The sequence below is a fragment of the Larkinella soli genome, assembly GCF_003703975.1.
Lineage (GTDB): Bacteria > Bacteroidota > Bacteroidia > Cytophagales > Spirosomataceae > Larkinella > Larkinella soli.
Genome location: NZ_QTJY01000005.1, coordinates 258,247 through 278,112 on the forward strand (window position 1 = coordinate 258,247; position 19,866 = coordinate 278,112).

Consider the following 19,866-nt stretch of genomic DNA (forward strand, 5'->3'; position numbering starts at 1 on the left):
GTCAGGCGTTAAGGCTATTCGGAGCGCAGGCTTTTCACGGGGTTGGCCAGCGACGCCTTCAGGGACTGGTACACCACCGTCACCCAGCAGATCAGCAGCGTCAGCAGGCAGGACGCGACGAAGATCCAGACCGGGATGGCGGTCTTGTACGGAAAGTTCTGAAGCCATTTATACATGGAGTACCAGGCCACCGGGATGGCGATCGGGAAGGAGAACAGCACGAGTTTGGTAAAGTCCTTCGACAGCAGCAGCACGACGCTCGTTACGCTGGCGCCCAGCACCTTGCGCACGCCGATCTCCTTCACCCGCTGCTCGGTCGTGAAGGTCGCCAGGCCGAACAGCCCCAGACAGGCGATCAGGATCGTCAGGGCCGAGAAAGCCGTAAAGATGCGTCCGCGCAACTCGTCGGCATGGTAGGCCGACGCGAAATCCTGGTCCAGAAAGCGGTATTCAAACAGGCGGTTGGGGTAAATTTCGCGCCATTTCTGTTCGATAAACGCGACGGTTTTCGATACCTCGGTGGTGGCCAGTTTGATGTGGATGACGGGGTTGGCCGGCCGGTTCAGCATAATCAGCGGGTCGATCGGATTGTAGAGCGACTGCTGGTGGAAATCCTTCACGACGCCCACCACCTGGGCCGTCGGGGGGCCCTGCTGGCCGTTCTGCGGCTGGCCGCCCAGAAGGATCTTCTTGCCGAGGGGGTCTTTCCAGCCCATCCGGTCCACCACCGCCTGGTTGATCAGGACGCTGTTGAGGGTGTCGGCGGGAATCTTCTCCGAAAAGTCCCGGCCTTTCGTAACTTTCATTCCCATGGTAGTCAGGTAGTTGGGATCGATGGCCATCGGTTTGAAACCCATCTCCTTCATACCGGTATTGGACTCGACCGTGAAGATCACCCGGCCGCCGATGTTGCTCGTCGGCGAGGAGGCCGAGGATACGCTTTTGATGTCCGGGTTGGCCAGGAGCAGGTTGCGCAGGGTGTTGTAACGGTCGCGGGGCTGATTTTCCTGGTAGTTGATCGTCAGCACCTGGTCTTTGTCGTAGCCCAGGTCCTTGTTCCGCATGTAGTTCAGCTGTTCATAGACGACCCACGTACAAATCAGCATGATCAGCGAGATGGCGAACTGCGACACCACCAGCGCCTTTCGGAAAAACGAATTGCCGCCTTTGGCCTTGAAGGAGCCTTTCAGCACCGTGGCCGGCTCGAACGAGGAAAGGTAAAACGCCGGATAGCTGCCGCTGATCAGGCCGGTAAAGACCAAGATGGACAGGGCGATGAGCAGGAACTGCGGACGCAGCAGTTCCATGAAGCTGATCTCCTTGCCCGAGACGGTATTGAAGAATGGCAGCAGCAATGCCACCAGCAGCAGGCTGGCCCCCAGCGCCAGCGCCGTCATCAGGATGGATTCGGCCAGAAACTGGGCCATCAGGCGGCTTCTCTCCGACCCCATCACCTTCCGCAGCCCGACCTCCTTGGCGCGTTTGGCCGAGCGGGCCGTCGCCAGATTCATGTAGTTGATGCTGGCGATCAGGAGCATGAAGAAGGCGACGGCACTGAAGGTGTAGACGTAGCCGATGTCGCCGTTGGTTTCTCCCTCCAGCTTGGAATACAGGTGAATGCGGGTCAGCGGCTGGAGTTCATAGGTGATCTTGATGCCCATCCGCTTGAAGATCGGCCCGACGTATTTGTCGTACACCTGCGGGAATTTGGCCTCGAGGGTTTTCGGGTCGAAGTTTTCGGGAAGCACCAGATAACTGGTGACGTAGAAACCGCCCCAGTTATTGGCCTGATTGCGCTCGTTCTGTCCGGTGGAGAGCAGGGCTTTAAAGGTGAAATGGGAGTTTTTCGGAACGTCTTCCATGACGCCCGTCACCTTGTAGAAGGTGGTATCGTTGGTTTGCAGCGACTGACCGAGGGCGCTCCGCGACCCGAAGAATTTTTCGGCCGTCGAGCGGGTCAGCACCACGCTGCCCGGCTGGTCGAGGGCCGTGCGGGAATCGCCTTCGATGAGTTTGTAGCTGAACACCTCGAACACCGTCGAGTCGGCCGCGAAGACGTCATCCTCGTAAAACCGGTTTTCACCCTGCCGGAACATGACCTTTCCATAGGGAAAGAACCGGACAAAGTTCTGAATAAAAGGATAATCCTGCTTCAGCGTTTTGACCAGCGGAGCCTGGGTGACGTTCCATCCGAACGCCTTGTCCGGCTCCCGGATCTGGGAAGCGACGCGGTAGATGCGGTCGGCGTTGGTGTGATACCGGTCGAAGCTCAGTTCGTCGGTAACATAGAGCAGAAGAAGCATCCCGCAGGTTACCCCGATGGTGAGCCCCAGGATATTGATCAGACTATAAAACTTGTCCTTGAGGATGCTCCTCCAGGCAATCGTCAGGTAGTTTCGCAGCATAGGTCAGGCAGGTTTCGAGCTCCCTGCTACCTGCTCAACTCTCATGCCACGGAAATAAACGACTGATTTAAAGCCGGTAACAAGGTCCTGCCCGTTTTTTCTGTCCGAATTCGTACAGTGCCTGTCCGCTTGTGGACCACCCCCCGACCCCCTCCTTGATAAGGAGGGGGTGGCTTCGCAGGATTGTAAAACCGGCAGCGCCCTCCCCCTCCTTGATAAGGAGGGGGCCGGGGGGTGGTCCGGCCGGGGGGTGATCTCACTCGCTCCGCAGCGACTTCACCGGGTTCATCATCCCGGCCCGGATCGCCTGGAAACTAACCGTCAGCAGGGTGAGCGCCATGGCGCCGAAACCGGCAGCGGCAAAAATCCACCAGGAGATTTCCGTACGGTAGGTGTACTTTTGCAGCCAGGTGCCGAGGAAATACCAGGCCGTCGGCATGGCGATTACGAACGCGATGGCGACCAGCAGGACAAAATCCCGCGACAACAGTGACCATACGTTGAGCAGGGAGGCTCCGAGTACCTTCCGGACCCCGATTTCCCGGGTCCGCTGCTCGGCCACGAACGAAGCCAGCCCGAACAACCCCAGACAGCTGATGAAGATCGCCAGAACCGCGAAGAAGGTCGTCAGCCGGCCGATGCGCTCCTCGTAGCCGAACTTGTTCCCGTATTCCTGATCGACGAACTGGTAATCGAAGGGCGCTTCCGGGCTGTAGCGTTTGAAAACCGTCCCGATTTTTGCCAGGGCCTCCCGGGTTCCAACGGTCGGATTGATGCGCATGATCGCGAAATTGTCGTGCGGCTTTGCCAGACAGTACAGCGACGGGCGAACCGGCTCGTACGGCGACTCGACGACCATGTCCCGGATGACGCCGATGATCCGGAAGGGATGCCCGTCCCAGTCGATGATTTCGCCGACCGGTTTTTTCAGGCCCATGAATTTCACGGCGGCCTCATTCACGACGAACGCGGCCGTATCGGTGGCAAATTCCCGGGAGAAGTCGCGGCCCAGCTTAAATTCCCAGCCCACCGTTTTTCCGTAATCATGCGACACGCCGGTGTTCGGGAAGTCGACGGCCAGACCGGGGTCTTTTCCCTTCCAGCTGAACGAGCCGTTCGTCGACCAGACGCTCGTCGGCGGCCCTTCCGACTCCGCCATTTCCGTGACGGCCCCGGTTTTTTTCAGTTCCTCCCGAACCACGTCGAAGTGTTTGTGAAGTTCCTTCGTCGTCATCCGAACCATCACCAGGCCGTCGCGGTCGTAGCCTACGGGTCGGTTTTTGGCGTACTGAATCTGCCGGTATACGATGATGGTACCGATGATCAGGGTAACCGAAACCGTAAATTGCACCACCACCAGCGCCTTGCGGGGTAAAGACGCAAACCGGCCGACCCGAAACGTGCCTTTCAGCACCTTCACCGGCTGGAAGGAGGACAGATACAGGGCTGGATAACTTCCGGCAATCAGGCTCGTAAGCAGGCCGAAACCGAGGCCGAGCAGCCAGAACCAGGGGCTCGTCCAGGGTATGGACATTTTCTTGTCGGCCACCTCGTTAAAGGCCGGCAGGCTGAGCTGAACCAGCAGCAGGGCAAGGAGAAAGGCAATGAACACGACCAGCAGCGACTCGCTGAAAAACTGGCCGATGAGCTGGCCGCGCACCGACCCGACGGCTTTGCGGATGCCCACCTCCCTGCCCCGTTTTTCGGAGCGGGCGGTGCTGAGGTTCATGAAATTGATGCAGGCCAGCAGCAGCACGAACACTCCGATGATGCCGAACAGCCACACGAATTCGATCCGGCCGCCGGTGTTGACCCCGTTTTCAAACTCCGAGTAGAGGTACCAGCGGCTCATCGGATGCAGAAAAAGCTCCGGGTTGAAGCGCAGATCATCCTTCTCGACATGCTGCCGTTTCGCCAACCGGATTCGGGCCGAAGCCTGCTCCAGGCCGACGTGGTCGGCCAGCTCGACGAAGACCTGAAAGCCGTTCATGCCCCAGGGGTCTTCCATTTTCTTCAGCCAGTCGTTGAAGACAAAGACCAGGTCCCAGGGCGCCAGGTAGGTGACGTCCGAGAAAGCCGAATTATCCGGCAGGTCTTCATAGACACCGGTTACTTTGAGGGCGAACCGACTGTCCATGCGGATCAGCTTCCCCATCGGGTCGGCATCGCCGAACAGGCTCCGGGCCGTGGATTCGGAAAGCAGGATCGAACGGGGGTCTTTCAGCCCGTCGCGGGAACCCCTCAGCATCTTCAGCGACAGCATTTCCGGCGCTTCGGATTCCATGAACTGCCCCCGTTTGTTGAGTCTGCGATCGTTGACGGACAGGATGTGGTCCTCGTTCCAGGAGGACATCACCACCCGCCGGAAATCGCTGCCGTAACTGCTGCGCAGCACCTGCCCCATCGGGTACGGCATGGAGGTCCAGGTCTGGACCGAACCGTTGAACGTCTGGTTCTGCCGGACCTGGGCGATGCGGTCGTAGTGTTCATGGTTCGTGCTGTAGGAGATTTCATCCCACACCCACAGGCCGATGAGCAGCGCCACCCCCATTCCGGCCGCCAGCCCCGCAATGTTAATTACCGAATAGGCCCTGTTTTTCGTCAGGTTTCGAATGGCGATTTTGATATAATTACGGATCATGATCGGATTCATTAGAGTGGTTGTTTCTTCTTTTGAGGGCCGCCGGAGGGAAAAGGGCCGGACAAATCCCAGCACGTCGCGCCAGTACCGCCTTCGGGCGGCCGAAAGCCCCACCCGCCCGAGCTGGTAGGCGAATTCTTCGTGCAGATCGCCCTGGATTTCTTCCAGCAGGTGCGGGGCGCAGAACCACCGCAGCAGACGGTCGGCAAAACGGGGGGGTTGCGGCTTCATCGGAGCGGGGGCTATTCGGAGCGCAGGGAGGTCACGGGATTCGTCAGGGCGGCTTTGATGCTTTTGAAACTGATCGTCAGCAGAGCAATCAGCAGGGCCAGTGTCGCCGAGAGGCCAAATACCCATCCGTCTATATTGATCCGGTAGGCAAAATCCTGCAACCACTGTTTCATGACATACCAGGCAATCGGGGAAGCGATGGCCACGGCGATGAACACCAGCTTCAGAAAGTCCTTTGACAGCAGCAGCACGATGCTCCCGACGGACGCGCCCAGCACCTTGCGGATGCCGATCTCCTTCGTCCGCTGTTCCGCCGTGAAGGTCACCAGCCCGAACAGCCCCAGGCAGGAGACGAAAATCGCCAGTAAGGCAAAATACAGGACGATGCGGCCGGTCTGCTCCTCGGTCCGGTACTGCCTCTCGAGTTCCTGGTCCACGAACGTATACTGGGGAGCCGTTTCGCGCTCGTATTTTTTATAAATACGTTCGACGGCCGAAATAGCCTCCCTGACCCGGCCCGGACGGGTTTTTACCAGCAGCCGGGAGAAGGTTTCCGACGGCCGGTAGCGGAACAGACAGGGCTCGATGGTGGCCGTCAGCGGCCGGAAATGAAAATCATTGACCACGCCGATGACCCGGCCTTTGACGTCCCAGAGGGAAAGCTCCTTCCCGACGGCTTTCCGGGGTGTCCAGCCCATCTGGCGGGCGGCCGTTGCGTTGATGAGATACGCCGAGGTCGTATCGGTCAGGATGGCGGCATCGAAGTTGCGCCCGGTCATCAGCTTCATGCCGGTCGCATTCAGGAAATCCGGGTCGACATTCATCTGGGTGACCAGCAACTCCTGCCCCGGCTGCTTGCCGGTCCAGTCGACGGCGGACGTCGAGGAGATCACATCGACGAGGTCGGTCGACGTGCCTGCCACCGAGGCCACGCTGCTTTCCTGCCGGAGGTCCGCCTTCATCAGGGCGACGCGCCCCGGCAGGTCGTTCTTCAGCCGGACGGAGAGCAGCTGCGACTGGTCGAAGCCCAGATCTTTGTCCTGAATGTATCTCAACTGACGGTAGATCAGGATGGCGCCGATTACCAGGACGACCGAAAACGTAAACTGGACCACCACCAGCACCCGCCGGAACAGTTGTCCCGACCGGTGGTCGAACACGCCCTTCAGCACCCGGACGGGCTGAAATCTCGACAGAATGAAGGCCGGATACAGACCGGCCAGCAGACCGACCAGCAGGATGAATACGGCGATTCCCAGCCCGAAATAGGGCTCGCCGACCGGCACCGACAGTGATTTTCCGGTCAGGGCGTTCAGAACCGGCAGGGCGATCCACAACAGACCCAGCGAAAGTACCACCGACAGCAGCGTGGTCAGCATGGCTTCGCCCAGAAACTGGGTGACCAGCTGACTGCGCAGGGCGCCGACGGCCTTTCGGATGCCCACTTCCCGCGCCCGCCGGGAAGCCCGGGCCGTGGCCAGGTTCACGAAGTTGAAAAGGGCGATGAACAGCACCATCAGCCCGACCACCGCGAAAATCCGGAGGTAAGCGATGCTGCCCGTCGGGTTCCAGTCGGTCCGGAAATCGAAATTCGAGAACAGATAAAGGTCATGCAGCGGCTGAAGGGCCAGCGTCGTGTTTGCCGAGTGTTTCCGCTCGGTGAGATAGTTTTCCAGTTTGGCACCCAGGGCGGAGACGTCGGTGCCGGGCCGGAGTTGCAGGTAGGTATGGTAATTATTGCTCCCCCATTGAAAGTTCCGCTGCTGCAATTCGTCGTGCCGCATCGACAGCAGCACATCGAACTGAAGGCTCGAATTAGCCGGCGCGTTCCGAATTACCCCCGCCAGCGTCAGAATACGGTCTTTGCCGAATCGCATCGGCTGCCCCAGCAGGCGGCCCGATTGCCGCCAGTCGGCACCGAAAAGCCGTTCCGCGACCGTTTCGCTGATTACGACCTCGTCAGGCCCCAGCAAGGCCCGGCGGGGGTTTCCCCGCACCAGCGGAAAATCAAACAGGCTGAAAAACGAGTTATCCACCACCCGCATGGCCGAAGGTTCGATCCGCTTCTCTCCCACCTGCAGCACGCCCCCCCGGCTGCCCACCCGGCAGGTCCCGATAATTTCGGCGAATTCGGTTTTCAGGGCCGGGGCCAGCGGCCCGGGAGACACCGCGACGTGGTAGATCGTCCCGGCCTGGTTCTGGCTTTCCACCACGCGGTAGATGTCCGCAGCGTGGGTGTGAAACCGGTTGAACCGGTATTCGTCCCAGATATACAGCCCGATGGCCAGGCAGCAGGTCAGCCCGATCGACAGACCGGCGACGTTGATGCCGGAATACACCTTGTTGTTCCACAGATTCCGCCAGGCGATTTTCAGATAGTTGCGTACCATATTCGGATGAGGTAGAAAGGATGAAGACCAATCCTGAAATCCCGAACCGGCTGCGGGCCGGCGGAGGGTAAACGGCCGGGCAAATCCCAGCACATCGCGCCAGTACCGCCTTCGGGCGGCCGAAAGCCCCACCCGCCCGAGCTGGTAGGCGAATTCTTCGTGCAGATCGCCCTGGATTTCTTCCAGCAGGTGCGGGGCGCAGAACCACCGCAGCAGACGGTCGGCAAAACGGGGGGGTTGCGGTTTCATGGCGCCGGGTGGTTAGATCTCAAAGACTCGTTGCGGGATGGATCAGACCGCCCAGCCGCCCCCAGAAACTCGTCCGGACCTCCTGAATCTCGACCAGCGTGCGCCGTCCGTAGGCCGTTACCTGGAACAGGCGTTTCCGGCGGCCTCCGCGCTCGGCGGTCGGCTCGCCCATCTCCGAGGACACCATGCCTTTTTCTTCCAGCCGGTGCAGGGCGGCATGGATCTGATTCAGACGCACCGGGCGGCCGGTCTGCTCAATGATTTCATGGGTGATGGCTACCCCGTAAGCCTGTCCTTCCAGCACGGCCACGGTCAGCAGAACGATCTCTTCGAACTCACCCAGATAGCTGCGTTTCATTCCGGTCAATTAGTTCTATTTTTGCTGAGCAAATGCTTTGCCAACTTCAAAAAAGCCCCGAAACGGCGTTTCGGGGCGGAGTTAAATTTCGGCATTGTCCGAAATCGTACAAATACTGTCCGGGGATGAACAGTGCCGGCCGCAATTTCCGGCACAAAAAATGCCTTGAGTGAATGACCGGGAATCCGTACCTTCAGCCCGTCTGCCCTTACCTTATGGCACCAAACCACTACCTCACCGATCACCGGCTGCGGGCCGGTCTGCTCCTGTTCTGGTCGCTGTATTTCACCTCCGTTTTTCTCAGCAACAGCGGAGACGCCCTCAAAGCCGCGGGCCTGCTTCCGGACGACTGGCTCTTCGTTTCGGGCAACTACGAACTGGTCCGGAAGGTGGTCGGCATCTACCGTCCGCCGGGCTGGCTGGCCGGGCTGATGTTTGCGGGGGTCATCGGCTGGCAGGCCGCCGGGCTGGCGCTGTTCTGGCAGGCCTTTCTGCTGACGCTTCGCCGGGCGACGGAATACCGGGTGGCCATCCACCGGGCCTTTGCGCTGACGATCGGCCTCTGGGCAGCTTTCATCCTGGCCGACGAGTTCTTTCTGGCCTACGAAATGGGCGGGCTTTCCGCCACACACTATAATCTTCTGATCGCCGAGGTGGTCATGTTCATCCTCATCCGGAGGATCAATCATGAGGAAAGGAAATTGTGAATAACCGGGCGGCAGAGCCGCCTGGTTATTCACTTCGAAGGCTTTTCACCGGGTTCATCAGAGCCGCCTTCACCGACTGGAAGGAGATGGTCAGCAGGGCGATCAGCACGGCGAGCAGAGCCGCCAGCCCGAACACCCACCAGTCGATGTCGATGCGGTAGGCGAAGTCCTGAAGCCAGGTCCGGATGGCATACCAGGCCACGGGTGACGCGATCAGAATGGCGATGCCGACCAGCTTCAGGAAGTCTTTCGACAGCAGGCCGATGATTCCCGTCACCGACGCGCCCAGCACCTTGCGGATACCGATCTCCTTCACCCGTCGTTCGGCCGAGAAGGACGCCAGCCCGAACAGCCCCAGACAGGATATAATGATCGCCAGCGTCGCCAGGATGCCGACGATCCGGCTTACCTGGCCGTCGGCTCGGTAGAGTTCGGCAAAGTGTTCGTCCAGGAAGGTGTAGTCGAACGGCTCGTCGGGCGCGAGCCGTTTCCAGACCGATTCGGCGTAGGCCACGGCCTGTTTCGCCTGCCGGCCGTTGATCCGCACCGACATTTCGTTGTAGCCCCAGTCTTTCATGTCGAAGATGCAGAGCGTCTCGATCTTGTGATGCAGCGAGTTGAAGTTGAAATCTTTCGCCACTCCCACGATCCGGCCCAGCGAATCCATGCCCCCGAAGCCGAAATTACGGCCGATCAGCGACTGATAGGTGCCTTTGGGCTGGTCTCTCAGGAGTTCTTTGGCCAGCGATTCGTTGATGATGTAGGCTTTTCCGTTATCGGCTTCACCATCCTTCCGGAAGTTACGGCCCGCCAGAATGGGAATCCGATACAGCGTCAGGTAATCCGGGTCGACGATGACCTGCGAGGAGGTCAGTTCGCGCACCGGGCCGGGACCGTGAAACCGCACGCCGGTCTGGTGCAGGTTGTTGCCCAGCCGCTGCTGCGAGCCGGTGACGGCGGTGATGAGCGAACTGGCGGTCAGTTCCTGCTTCAGGGCCTGAAACTTGGGGTGCGTCCGCGCATTCAGCGGAATGACCATCACCTGCTCCCGGTCGAAGCCGGGGTTGCGGTCCTGCATGAACTGCAACTGCCGGACCGCAAAGGCCGTGGCGATCATCAGGAAGATGGCGCTGGCAAACTGCCCGATCACCAGCGCGTTGCGGAAGCCGGCTTTGCTGCGGCCCACCTGCACGGCTCCTTTCAATACCCGCGTCGGCTGGAAGGACGACAGGAAGGCGGCCGGATACAGCCCGGACAGAACGCCGATCAGGACGGTGCCGGCCAGAACGCCCGCCAGCAGGCCCGGCTGTTCGAACAGCGGCAGGTTCAATTCCCGCCGGCTCAGGTCGCGCACGTAGGGCAGCACCAGATACACCAGCACGAGGGCCAGTCCCAGCGCCAGGGTAGACAGCATCACCGACTCGCCGATGAACTGCATCGCCAGCTGAAACCGCTGGGCACCGACGGCCTTCCGAACCCCCACCTCCCGCGCCCGTCCCGCCGAGCGGGCCGTGCTGAGGTTCATGAAGTTGACGCAGGCGATGATCAGCACGATCAGGGCGATGATCGAAAAGACGTAGGTATGGTTGCTGTCGAACTTCTGGAAATTGATGTAGTCGTGGGTGATGTCCACCGACTTGCCGTGGACGTCCGCGAGGGGCTGGAGAAACAGTTCGTAAAATTTCCAGCCGTCGCCCCGCATGTGTTTTTTCAGGAAGGCCGGAAACTTCCGCTCCAGGGCCGCGATGTCGGTTCCTTCGGCAAGGTCGAGGTAGGTCACCAGCCAGTTTCCGCCCCAGTTGTTCATGTAATCGGGCCGGGTGATGGTGTTGAAGGAGAACAGGCCGTCGAACTGAAGGTGGGAGTTCTTCGGCACGTTTTCAAGAATGCCCGTCACCCGGAAAGTGAGCGTATCCTGATCGTACATCGTCAGGGTTTTCCCGACAGCCGATCCGGCACCGAACAGCCGTTCGGCACTTTCGGCCGTCAGCACCACACTGCCCGGTTTTATCAGAACCGAATTCCGGTCGCCTTCACGCAGTTTGAAATCGAAGAGCCGGAGAAAGGTCGAATCGGCCCACAGCACTTTGGGGAGGATGGTTTTCTTCTCCCGGTAAACCAGCGGCACCTTTTCAAACGAGGTGATGCGGGCGAAATTCCGGATTTCGGGATATTCCTTTTTCAGGGTCGGGCCCATCGGAAACATCGAGAGGGCCACGTTCTGGGGTGCCACCATGCCCGGAAACTTCTGGACTTCATCGAGCCGGTAGATGTTTCTGGTATGAAACCGGTCGAAGCTCCGTTCATAGAAGACGAACAGCAGAATCAGCAGACAGGCGGCCATGCCGATCGCCAGTCCGACGATGTTGATGGCGGAATACACCCTGTTCTTCCACAGGTTCCGCCAGGCGATTTTAAGGTAGTTCCGGAGCATGGTTTTGAGGATAGTTAGAGGGTTAAGGCGGTAAAGCTGCGCGGGGGTCTCACTCGCTCCGCAGCGACTTCACCGGGTTCATCAAAGCCGCTTTCACCGACTGCGCGGATACGGTGATCAGGGCGAAACTTCCGGCGAGGCCTCCCGCCAGGGCGAACACCCACCACTCGATGCTGATCCGGTTGGCGTACTCCTGGAGCCACTGGTCCATGGCATACCAGCCGATCGGCACGGCAATGACGAAAGCCACCCCGACCAGCTTCAGGAAGTCTTTCGACAGCAGGGAAACGATGCTGAGAACGGTAGCGCCCAGCACCTTGCGTACGCCGATCTCCTTCGTCCGCTGGCCGACGACGAATGCCACCAGGCCCAGCAGCCCCAGCGAGCCGATCAGAATGCCGACGGCCGCAAAGAGGGTCAGAAAATTGGAGAGCCGCCGTTCGCTTTCGTAGAAGCCCCGGATCTCGTCGTCGAGCATCGTGTATTTGAAATAATTCGCCGGAAACAGCGAGCGCCAGTACCGCTCGATATGACCGAGCGCCCCGGCCGACTGCCCCGGCGTGAACCGGATGATGGCCGACTCAAAATTCCAGCCCGCATACACGAACACATGGGGCTGAACCCCCTCCTTCAGGTTCTGGGAATAATAATCCTTCACCACGCCGATGACCGTAAACCGGTCGCCGTTGAAGCCCAGCCGGGCGCCGACGGCTTTCCGGGGCTGCCGGAACCCCATGTCGCGGGCGGTTTTTTCGTTGATGATCAGGACCTGGTTCGTATCAGCCGGGGTGAATGTTCTTCCGGCCAGAACCGGTATGCGGAAGAAACGGAAATAATTCGTGTCGACAAACTGATGGCGGACCGTCTGCACACCGCCCGGGAAGTGCGGGTCGGTGGCGGTATTCCACCAGTGGTTATAAGCGCTCGTCGGGGTGGTCAGTCCGAACGTCACCTCCCGGACGGCCGGATGCTGGAGAAGCTGCTGCCGGAACCGTTCCCGAACGACCGGGTTCCCTTTGTCCGGCAGCCGGACCCGCACCACCGCCGTCCGACTGAATCCGAGGTCTTTCCGATAAAAATAACGAATCTGGCTGAGGCCGATCAGGGTACAGATCACCAGCACCTGGGCGATCACGAACTGGGTCACCACCAGCACCTGCCGCAGGGAAATACCGGTTTTCGGAATATAAACCCGCCCCCGCAGCGCCCGGATGGGCTGAAAACCGGAGAGTACGAAAGCCGGATAAAAACCCGCCAGCGCCGTGACGGCCACTCCCAGCAGAGCCAGAAACAAACCGGTCTGGCCATCCCAGACCTCCGACTGCGCCACCTGCGTGGTCAGCACCTGATCGGCGTACCCGATGAGCTGCCCGGCCAGCAGGCCGCCCAGCCCCAGGGCGACTCCCACGAGCAGGGCGGTTTCGCCCAGAAACTGCGCCATCAGCTGTGGCCGGCTGCTGCCGAGTACTTTCCGCATGGCAATCTCCGAACTCCGCCGGGTGGCCTGCACCGTCGCCAGGTTGATGAAGTTGATGCAGGCGATCACGATCAGGAACAGACCGATTCCGCTGAGAGTCATCAGCATCCAGTTCGGCATGAAATAGGTAAAGGGGTCGTTGGCGGGATTCCGGTGCGATTCGGATGCCGTCTCCAGACCGTAACGGACGTAATTCGATTCTTTGGTGTGCTGCTGCGCCAGGCGGGTCAGCGCGTCGGCGATCCGTTCCGGTGCCACACCCGGTTTCAGCAGGACGTACCCATGATGCCAGGAGTCTCCGCCCGACCAGTAGTTTTCGTTCCGGAGCCACGTGTTGAGCGTCAGCAGCGTAAGCCGGGGCATGACGAACTGAAACTGAAAATCGGAGTTGGCCGGCACCTTCCTGAAAATACCGCCGACGGTGAGGGTGATCTTCGTATCGTACACGATGGGCTGCCCCATGGCTTTTTCGACACTGCCGAACAGCCGCCGGGCGGTCGGTTCGTCGAGGGCCACCTGACCGGGAGCGATCAGCGACCGGCGGGGTGATCCCTGCACCCATTCGAGGTCGATCATTTCGAAAAAGTCGGCCGGGGCGAAGAAAACGTTCTCCATATTGAACACCTGGCCGGCAGCCTTCACCGTCAGGTCGGAATACCGCTGCACGTTGGCGGCTTTTTCCACGCCCGGCACCTGCTCCCGCAGGGCCTTGATCACGCCCTGCGGCACATGGGAAGTAGACTTGCCGAACTTGTCGAACGCCTGAATCCGAAACAGCCGGTCGGCCAGGGCATGGTGGCGATCGAAGCCGTATTCGAACCGGACGATCCAGAACAGGACAATGGCCACGCCAAGCCCCAGCGTCAGGCCGGTGACGTTGATCAGCGCGTAGCCCCGGTTGCGAAGCAGGTTGCGCCAGGCGGTTTTAATCGTGTTGCGTACCATGCAGAAGAAGACTTGTTTTGACTCAAAAAAGGGACCACCCCCGACCGGAGCGCCGGTCCGACCCCTCCTTACCAAGGAGGCCGGGCCGCCGGTGCGGGGCGGGGGGTGGTCTCACTCCGACCGCAGCGACTTGGCCGGGTTCATCAGGGCGGCCCGGATGCTCTGGAAGCTCACCGTCAGCAGCGCGACGGTACCGGCCAGCACCCCGGCCAGCGCCACCATCCACCACTCGATGGTGATCTTATAATCGAAATCCTCCAGCCATTTGTCCATGAAATACCAGGCGACGGGGGCGGCAATCACCAGAGCGATGCCGACCAGCTTCAGGAAGTCGAGCGAAAACAGACCGAAGATGTGGGCCGTCGAAGCGCCCAGCACTTTGCGGATGCCGACCTCCTTCGTGCGCGATTCGGCCATGAAAGCCACCACGCCGTATAAGCCCAGACAGCCGATGAAGATGGCAATGCCGGCCAGCAGCCGGAACAGCGAATACATGCGTTCCTCGCTCTGGTAGAAATTGGCGAGGGTCGTGTCCAGAAACTCGTATTTGAACAGAAAGTCCGGAAAGGTTTCCGACCAGGCTTTTTCCACTGCGGCAATCGTTCCGGCGACCTGCGCGGCAGCAGTCCGGCCGGGAGCCAGCCGGATGCCCAGCGTATTGTAGGTCCGCCGGAAAGTCGTCAGCACGCAGGGTTCGATTTCCTGGTGCAGCGAGAAGGTATTGAAATTCCGGACCACCCCGACGATCGGCAGCTTCCGGCCGTTCAGGTCGATGTGTTTTCCGAGAATCTGGAAGCTGTTTTTCAGCCCCAGTTTTTTCACGAACGTTTCATTGACCACCACCTCGCGCATCGTATCGGCTGGCAGGTACATCCGGCCCGCGACCAGCTTCAGGCCGTAGGTGTTGAAGTAGGCGGTATCGGCCGGCCGCATCACCACCGAATAGTCGGCCTCCTTTTCCCTGTTTTCGTACCGGAAGCTCGTCCACCAGTTGCCGTTGGCCGAGGGCGACGACATGCCGTAGGCCATCGATTCGATGCCGGGCAGACCGGCCAGTTTGGCGTGCAGCGACTCCAGTTGGCCCGGTTCTTTCCCCGGAACCGGCACCGTCAGCACCGCGTCTTTCCGGAAGCCCAGGTCGGCGGTCCGGAAGTAGTTGACCTGGTTATACACGACGATGGTGCCGATAATCAGCGTCTGCGAGATGGCAAACTGAAACACGATCAGCGACCGCCGGAGCGCCAGCTGGCCGCCGGCGATGCCGCGAATTTTGCCTTTCAGGGCCAGCACCGGCTGGTAACCCGACAGCACCAGCGCCGGGTAGAAACCGGCCAGCACCGTCGTGAACAGGGCCAGCCCCAGCAGGAAGACCGGAATCACCGGGTCGCTGAAAAGGGAAGTGGGAAGTTTGATATTCAGCAGGTCGGATACCAGCGGGAGCGAGAGGGCGGCAATGCCCATCGCCAGCACGACGGCAAAACCCGTCAGCAGGCCGGTTTCGCCCATGAACTGACGGACCAGCTGCGCGCGCGTGCTGCCCAGCACCTTCCGGACGCCCACCTCCTTCGACCGGCGGATGGCCTGGGCGGTGGCCAGGTTGATGAAGTTTACGCAGGCCGTACCGAGCAGGAACAGCCCGATCAGCGCCATCGCCCAGATCATCTCCTTCCCGACCGAGCGGTTGCTGAAATTGTTGGCTTCGGTATTGTAATGGATTTCAGTCAGCGGCTCCAGCTCGTACTTCATGTTTTTAATGTCGTCCGGGCGCAGGTATTTTTTGGCGAAAGCCGCCAGCCGCTGCTCCACTTTCGTAGCAGGAAGCGTTTCCGGCAGCGTCAGGTAGATCTGCGCTCCGCTGTAGGTCGACTGCCAGTCGTCCCAGCCGGAATTGGCCCCGAACTGTTTGAGGGAGGAAAAGGAAAGCAGCATCTGAAACGGGATGCTCGTCGTCACGGGCGGATCTTTCACGATACCGGTCACGATGAAATCCTGCTTGTTGGCGACCCGGATCGTTCGGCCCATCGGATTGGCGCTGCCGAAGTATTTCCGTGCCATGCTCTCCGACAGAACCACCGTATTGGGATCCCGGAGGGCCGAAGCCGGGTGACCGGCCACCCACTCGTAGCTGAGGATTCGGAAGTATTCGGGTTCGACGAAGGCCGTAACCTCACCCGGCTCCTCGAACCGGCGGATGTTGCCCGGTGCCGTCAGGTCTTTGGTCGAAACCAGCGTGTTGTACAGGTTGTACATCATGGTCAGCCGGCCCTTCAGTTCCGGAAAGTCGGTGCGCAGGGCGGCCAGCGAGGGCAGCGGCATACCGGTGTTGAAGCCGTCGCCCTCGGGGCTGCGGTAATGGGTCAGGATGCGGTAGGTCCGGTCGGCGTCGGCATGGTGGCGGTCGAAGCTCAGTTCGTAACGAATCACCGCAAACAGCAGCACACAGCACGCCAGACTGAGCGTCAGGCCGACGATGTTGATGATCGAGTAGTTCCAGTTGCGACGCAGCGCCCGCAGGGCGGTGGTCAGATAGTTCTTCAGCATGGTTGTTTCGGGCGTATCTTATTCACTTCTTAGACTTTTCACCGGGTTCATCAGAGCCGCCCGGAGCGACTGGTAGCTGACCGTCGCGAAGGCGATCCCCACCGCCAGCGCCCCGGCCGCCCCGAACTGCCACCACGAAAGTTCGACGTAGTACTCGAACGTCCCGAGCCATTTCGTTAACGCCCACCAGGCCAGCGGGGCCGCCAGCGCCAGGGCGACCAGCACCAGCTTCAGAAAATCCTTCGACAGCAGAGCCACGATGCCCGTTACCGATGCGCCCAGCACCTTGCGCACGCCGATCTCCTTCGTCCGCTGCTCGGCCATGAAGGCGGCCAGCGCAAACAGGCCCAGACAGGAAATCAGGATCGCCAGCGTACCGAAATAATTGGTCAGCAGATGCACCTGCTCCTCACTGCGGTACATCCGCTCGTAGGCTTCGTCCAGAAAGTGATATTCAAAGGGATAATTCGGATTGAACACCTTCGTCACCCGCTCCATATCGGCAATGGCCCGGGCGGTTTGCCCGGCTTTCGCCCGAACCATCATATAGCTGGTGTTCATCGGATTGAGCACCAGAATGAGCGGGGTGATCTGACGGCGCATCGACTGAAGGTGGAAATCCTTCATGAGACCGATGATCGGCCCTTTTCCCTGCCAGAAAGTGACTTCCTTCCCGACGGGGTCTTTCATTCCCATCAGCCGGGCCGTCGATTCGTTGATCAGATAGGCCACCGAATCGGCCTTTCGGGCGGGCGAAAAATCCCGGCCGTCGACGAGCCGGATGCCCGCCGTCCGGATAAAGTCATAACCGACCGCCATCGCCGACACCTCAGCCTGCATGTTGGGGTCTTTGCCGGACCAGTCCAGGTCGCCCGAACTGGATTCGATGTTCAGCGGCAGGGACATGGTCGGGGCGGCCGAGGAGATGGCCGGCGAACGGGTCAGAGCCTGCCGGAAGGCTTCCAGACGGTTGTAGCTTTCGGCTTCGAGCGGCACGTACAGCACGTTTTCACGATCGAGTCCCAGATTCTTGCTGCGGATGTACTCCATCTGCCGGCCGACCACCAGCATCCCGACGATCAGGGCGATGGACAGCGTGAACTGGAACACGACCAGCGACCGCCGGAACAGGGCCGCCCCCGCCCCGAACCGGAGCGTCCCTTTCAGGATGCGGATGGGCTTGAGAGAAGAGAGAAACAAAGCCGGGTAGCTGCCGGAGATGAAACCGGTGATCAGCACCAGCACCGCCGTTCCCAGCCACAAAGTCGGGTCGCTGGAGTCGAGCGTCAGCTTCTTGCGGAACAGCGTATTGAAGGCCGGCAGGATGCTGACCACCAGACCGATCGCCAGCAGAACCGCCAGCAGGCTGGTCATGACCGATTCGCTGACGAACTGCCCGATCAGCGAGGACCGCATGGCACCCACCACTTTCCGAACGCCCACCTCCCGGGCCCGTTTGACCGAGCGGGCCGTGGCCAGGTTCATATAGTTGACGCAGGCGATCAGCAGAATAAATACCGCCACGAGAGCAAAAATACGAACGTACTCGATGCGGCCGCCGACGGCTTTACCGTTCTCGTAGGTACCGTAAAGGTAGACGTCTTTCATCGGCTGGAGCACCGGGAACGGCAGCTCCTTCCAGTCGGTATACCGGCGGTAGAGGCCCTTCATGGAGACTTCCGAACGGGCCGGGTCGGCCTTCGGGTTCAGCCGGACGTAGGTCAGGAAGGCGTTGTTGCCCCAGGTCTTTTTCCAATCCTGTTCCTGAACGTCGTAGTTGATCAGCCAGTCGAAACTAAGGGAAAAATTGCCGGGCAGTTCGTCGAGCACGGCCCCGACGGTATAATATTTGGTATTGTCGAATTGCAGGCGCTTGCCGACGGCGTTGACCGTTCCGAAGTATTTTTCGGCCATTTTCCGGCTGATGATGATCTGGTCGATGCGGGAATGCGCCATGAGCGGACTACCCGCCACGGCCGGCAGATCGAAAACCAGGAAGAAATCTTTGGTGGCGAAGAACCCGGACTCCTTGGCCGCCGTCTCGCCGACCTTGATCAGTTTGTTTTCGGGAAACTGTACCTTGACGGCGTACTGCACCTCGGGATAATCCTTTTTGAGGGTAGCCGCCAGCGGGCCGGGAGTTACGTTGTTCGTATAAGTCGTTCCCTGATACACACTGTTGGTGCGGACATAATACAGGTCGTCAAGATGCGGCAGAAACTGGTTGAAACTCATCTCGTCCCGGACCCACAGCCCAATGATCAGGCTGCACGACATACCGAGGGCCAGCCCGAAAATATTGATGAAGGAAAACAGCTTGTTTTTGAGCAGGCTGCGCCAGGCGATCTTGAGATAATTCCGGAACATACGAGTTAGGTTAAAGTCAGTGCTTCTTTCTTCCCAAACTATATACCAGAATTAGTAATAACCTGACCACCAATCGGTTCAGTTTGGCTTCTACCGGAAGAATGTCCGCAAACGGACGGTTCTCCGCTCAATTACGGACACCGGCCGGCCGGCTCCCTTCACTACCGTTTACGAAAGTATATTTTAAAGTGAGTAATTTAGATTTGATACAATTTTGAACTTTTAAGTTGCGATACTAAGTAATATTGAACTAAATTTTGTTTATCATGTTAAAAGTGGTTTTTATTCGGGAGGAACCGGTTATACAACAGGTTATTCCGGATGAAAACAAAGCCGGTTTATCAAAAGGCCCGGCGGCTTTAGATGATTATTTGTACCTTGCAACATTTATAATTTCCGGGAAGTGAACCGGGTCGGTGAGGCATGAAGAAGTACGGAATTATTCAGGAACTGATCAGCTATCTGCAGGCTTACGAGGACCAGACGCGGGCCGACCGGCAGACGCTGTTCCATTTCATCGCCTGGATGAACGGGCAGATGGTCGATAAGGCCATGGCCAATCCGCACCCCGAAGCGCCCGGTCAAACCAGCACGGAGTCTCCGGATGTGCAGCTGGGCATTCTGGTGGGTTTCCTGAACCGGTATTCCCGGCTGTATTCCAAGAAGGCCCTGGACGATACGCCCCTGGTCACGCTCGATGATTTTACGTATCTGGCCGCGTTGTGGAGTTCTCAGCCGATGACCAAAACCGCCCTGATCGAGCGCAATGTTCACGAAAAAACCACCGGGACCGAGATCATCCGGCGACTGATCGCCCACGGCCTCGTGGAGCAGTATGACGACGAGGTCGATAAACGGAGCAAACGGCTGAAACTGACTGATGCGGGCGTGGGCCTGCTCATGCGGCTCTGGCCCGTTATGGGGCAGGTGGCGTCGCTGATGGGCGGTAACCTGACCGTTTCCGAGAAAATGACGCTGGTCAGCCTGCTGCAGAAGCTCCACCTGTTTCACAACTCGATCTTTCTGGAACAGCGGGAAGAACCCCTCGACGCCCTGATTGCCGCCTGGCTCAACTCCGGCAAAGGCGGCAACGGCAAGGCGGAGTAAGCCCCGGCCGGGGG

At 59.6% G+C, this 19,866-nt stretch carries 10 protein-coding genes; 2 read left to right on the forward strand and 8 right to left on the reverse strand.

What is annotated here, in order from left to right; all coding sequences use genetic code 11:
• Positions 1–14 precede the first annotated feature (14 nt).
• The 4 genes from DX909_RS14875 to DX909_RS14890 all read right to left on the reverse strand — a co-directional run bounded on the left by DX909_RS14875 (position 15) and on the right by DX909_RS14890 (position 8,274).
• A complete protein-coding gene (locus tag DX909_RS14875) occupies positions 15–2,405 on the reverse strand; it encodes an ABC transporter permease (RefSeq protein ID WP_128545973.1) in 2,391 nt (796 codons plus the stop codon).
• Between the two features lie 256 nt (positions 2,406–2,661).
• Positions 2,662–5,277, reverse strand: a complete 2,616-nt coding sequence (locus tag DX909_RS14880; protein ID WP_128545974.1) for a permease prefix domain 2-containing transporter — start codon at positions 5,275–5,277, stop codon at positions 2,662–2,664.
• An 11-nt stretch (positions 5,278–5,288) separates the two neighbouring features.
• The gene (locus tag DX909_RS14885; protein WP_206513006.1) at positions 5,289–7,916 is read right to left on the reverse strand and encodes an ABC transporter permease; all 2,628 of its coding nucleotides are present in this window, start codon (positions 7,914–7,916) and stop codon (positions 5,289–5,291) included.
• Positions 7,917–7,935: 19 nt separating this feature from the next.
• Positions 7,936–8,274, reverse strand: coding sequence for a PadR family transcriptional regulator (locus DX909_RS14890; RefSeq protein ID WP_128545975.1), 339 nt, complete (start codon positions 8,272–8,274; stop codon positions 7,936–7,938).
• A gap of 215 nt (positions 8,275–8,489) precedes the next feature.
• Here DX909_RS14890 and DX909_RS14895 point away from each other — a divergent pair, with 215 nt between their 5' ends.
• Positions 8,490–8,981, forward strand: a complete 492-nt coding sequence (locus tag DX909_RS14895) for a hypothetical protein (protein WP_128545976.1) — start codon at positions 8,490–8,492, stop codon at positions 8,979–8,981.
• Positions 8,982–9,006: 25 nt separating this feature from the next.
• On the opposite strand, the gene DX909_RS14900 is transcribed toward DX909_RS14895, so the two are convergent.
• From DX909_RS14900 to DX909_RS14915, 4 genes are all read right to left on the reverse strand, one after another.
• On the reverse strand, positions 9,007–11,415 hold the full coding sequence (locus DX909_RS14900) for an ABC transporter permease (protein ID WP_128545977.1): 2,409 nt from the start codon (positions 11,413–11,415) through the stop codon (positions 9,007–9,009).
• A gap of 49 nt (positions 11,416–11,464) precedes the next feature.
• Positions 11,465–13,837, reverse strand: a complete 2,373-nt coding sequence (locus tag DX909_RS14905) for an ABC transporter permease (protein ID WP_128545978.1) — start codon at positions 13,835–13,837, stop codon at positions 11,465–11,467.
• Between the two features lie 111 nt (positions 13,838–13,948).
• Positions 13,949–16,378: an ABC transporter permease gene (locus tag DX909_RS14910; protein WP_128545979.1), complete on the reverse strand. Its 2,430-nt coding sequence runs from the start codon at positions 16,376–16,378 to the stop codon at positions 13,949–13,951.
• Between the two features lie 18 nt (positions 16,379–16,396).
• Positions 16,397–18,745 (reverse strand): ABC transporter permease, encoded by a 2,349-nt coding sequence (locus tag DX909_RS14915; protein ID WP_128545980.1) that lies wholly within the window; start codon positions 18,743–18,745, stop codon positions 16,397–16,399.
• 423 nt (positions 18,746–19,168) lie between these two features.
• Here DX909_RS14915 and DX909_RS14920 point away from each other — a divergent pair, with 423 nt between their 5' ends.
• Positions 19,169–19,852, forward strand: coding sequence for a MarR family winged helix-turn-helix transcriptional regulator (locus tag DX909_RS14920; protein WP_128545981.1), 684 nt, complete (start codon positions 19,169–19,171; stop codon positions 19,850–19,852).
• The last annotated feature ends 14 nt before the right edge of the window (positions 19,853–19,866 follow it).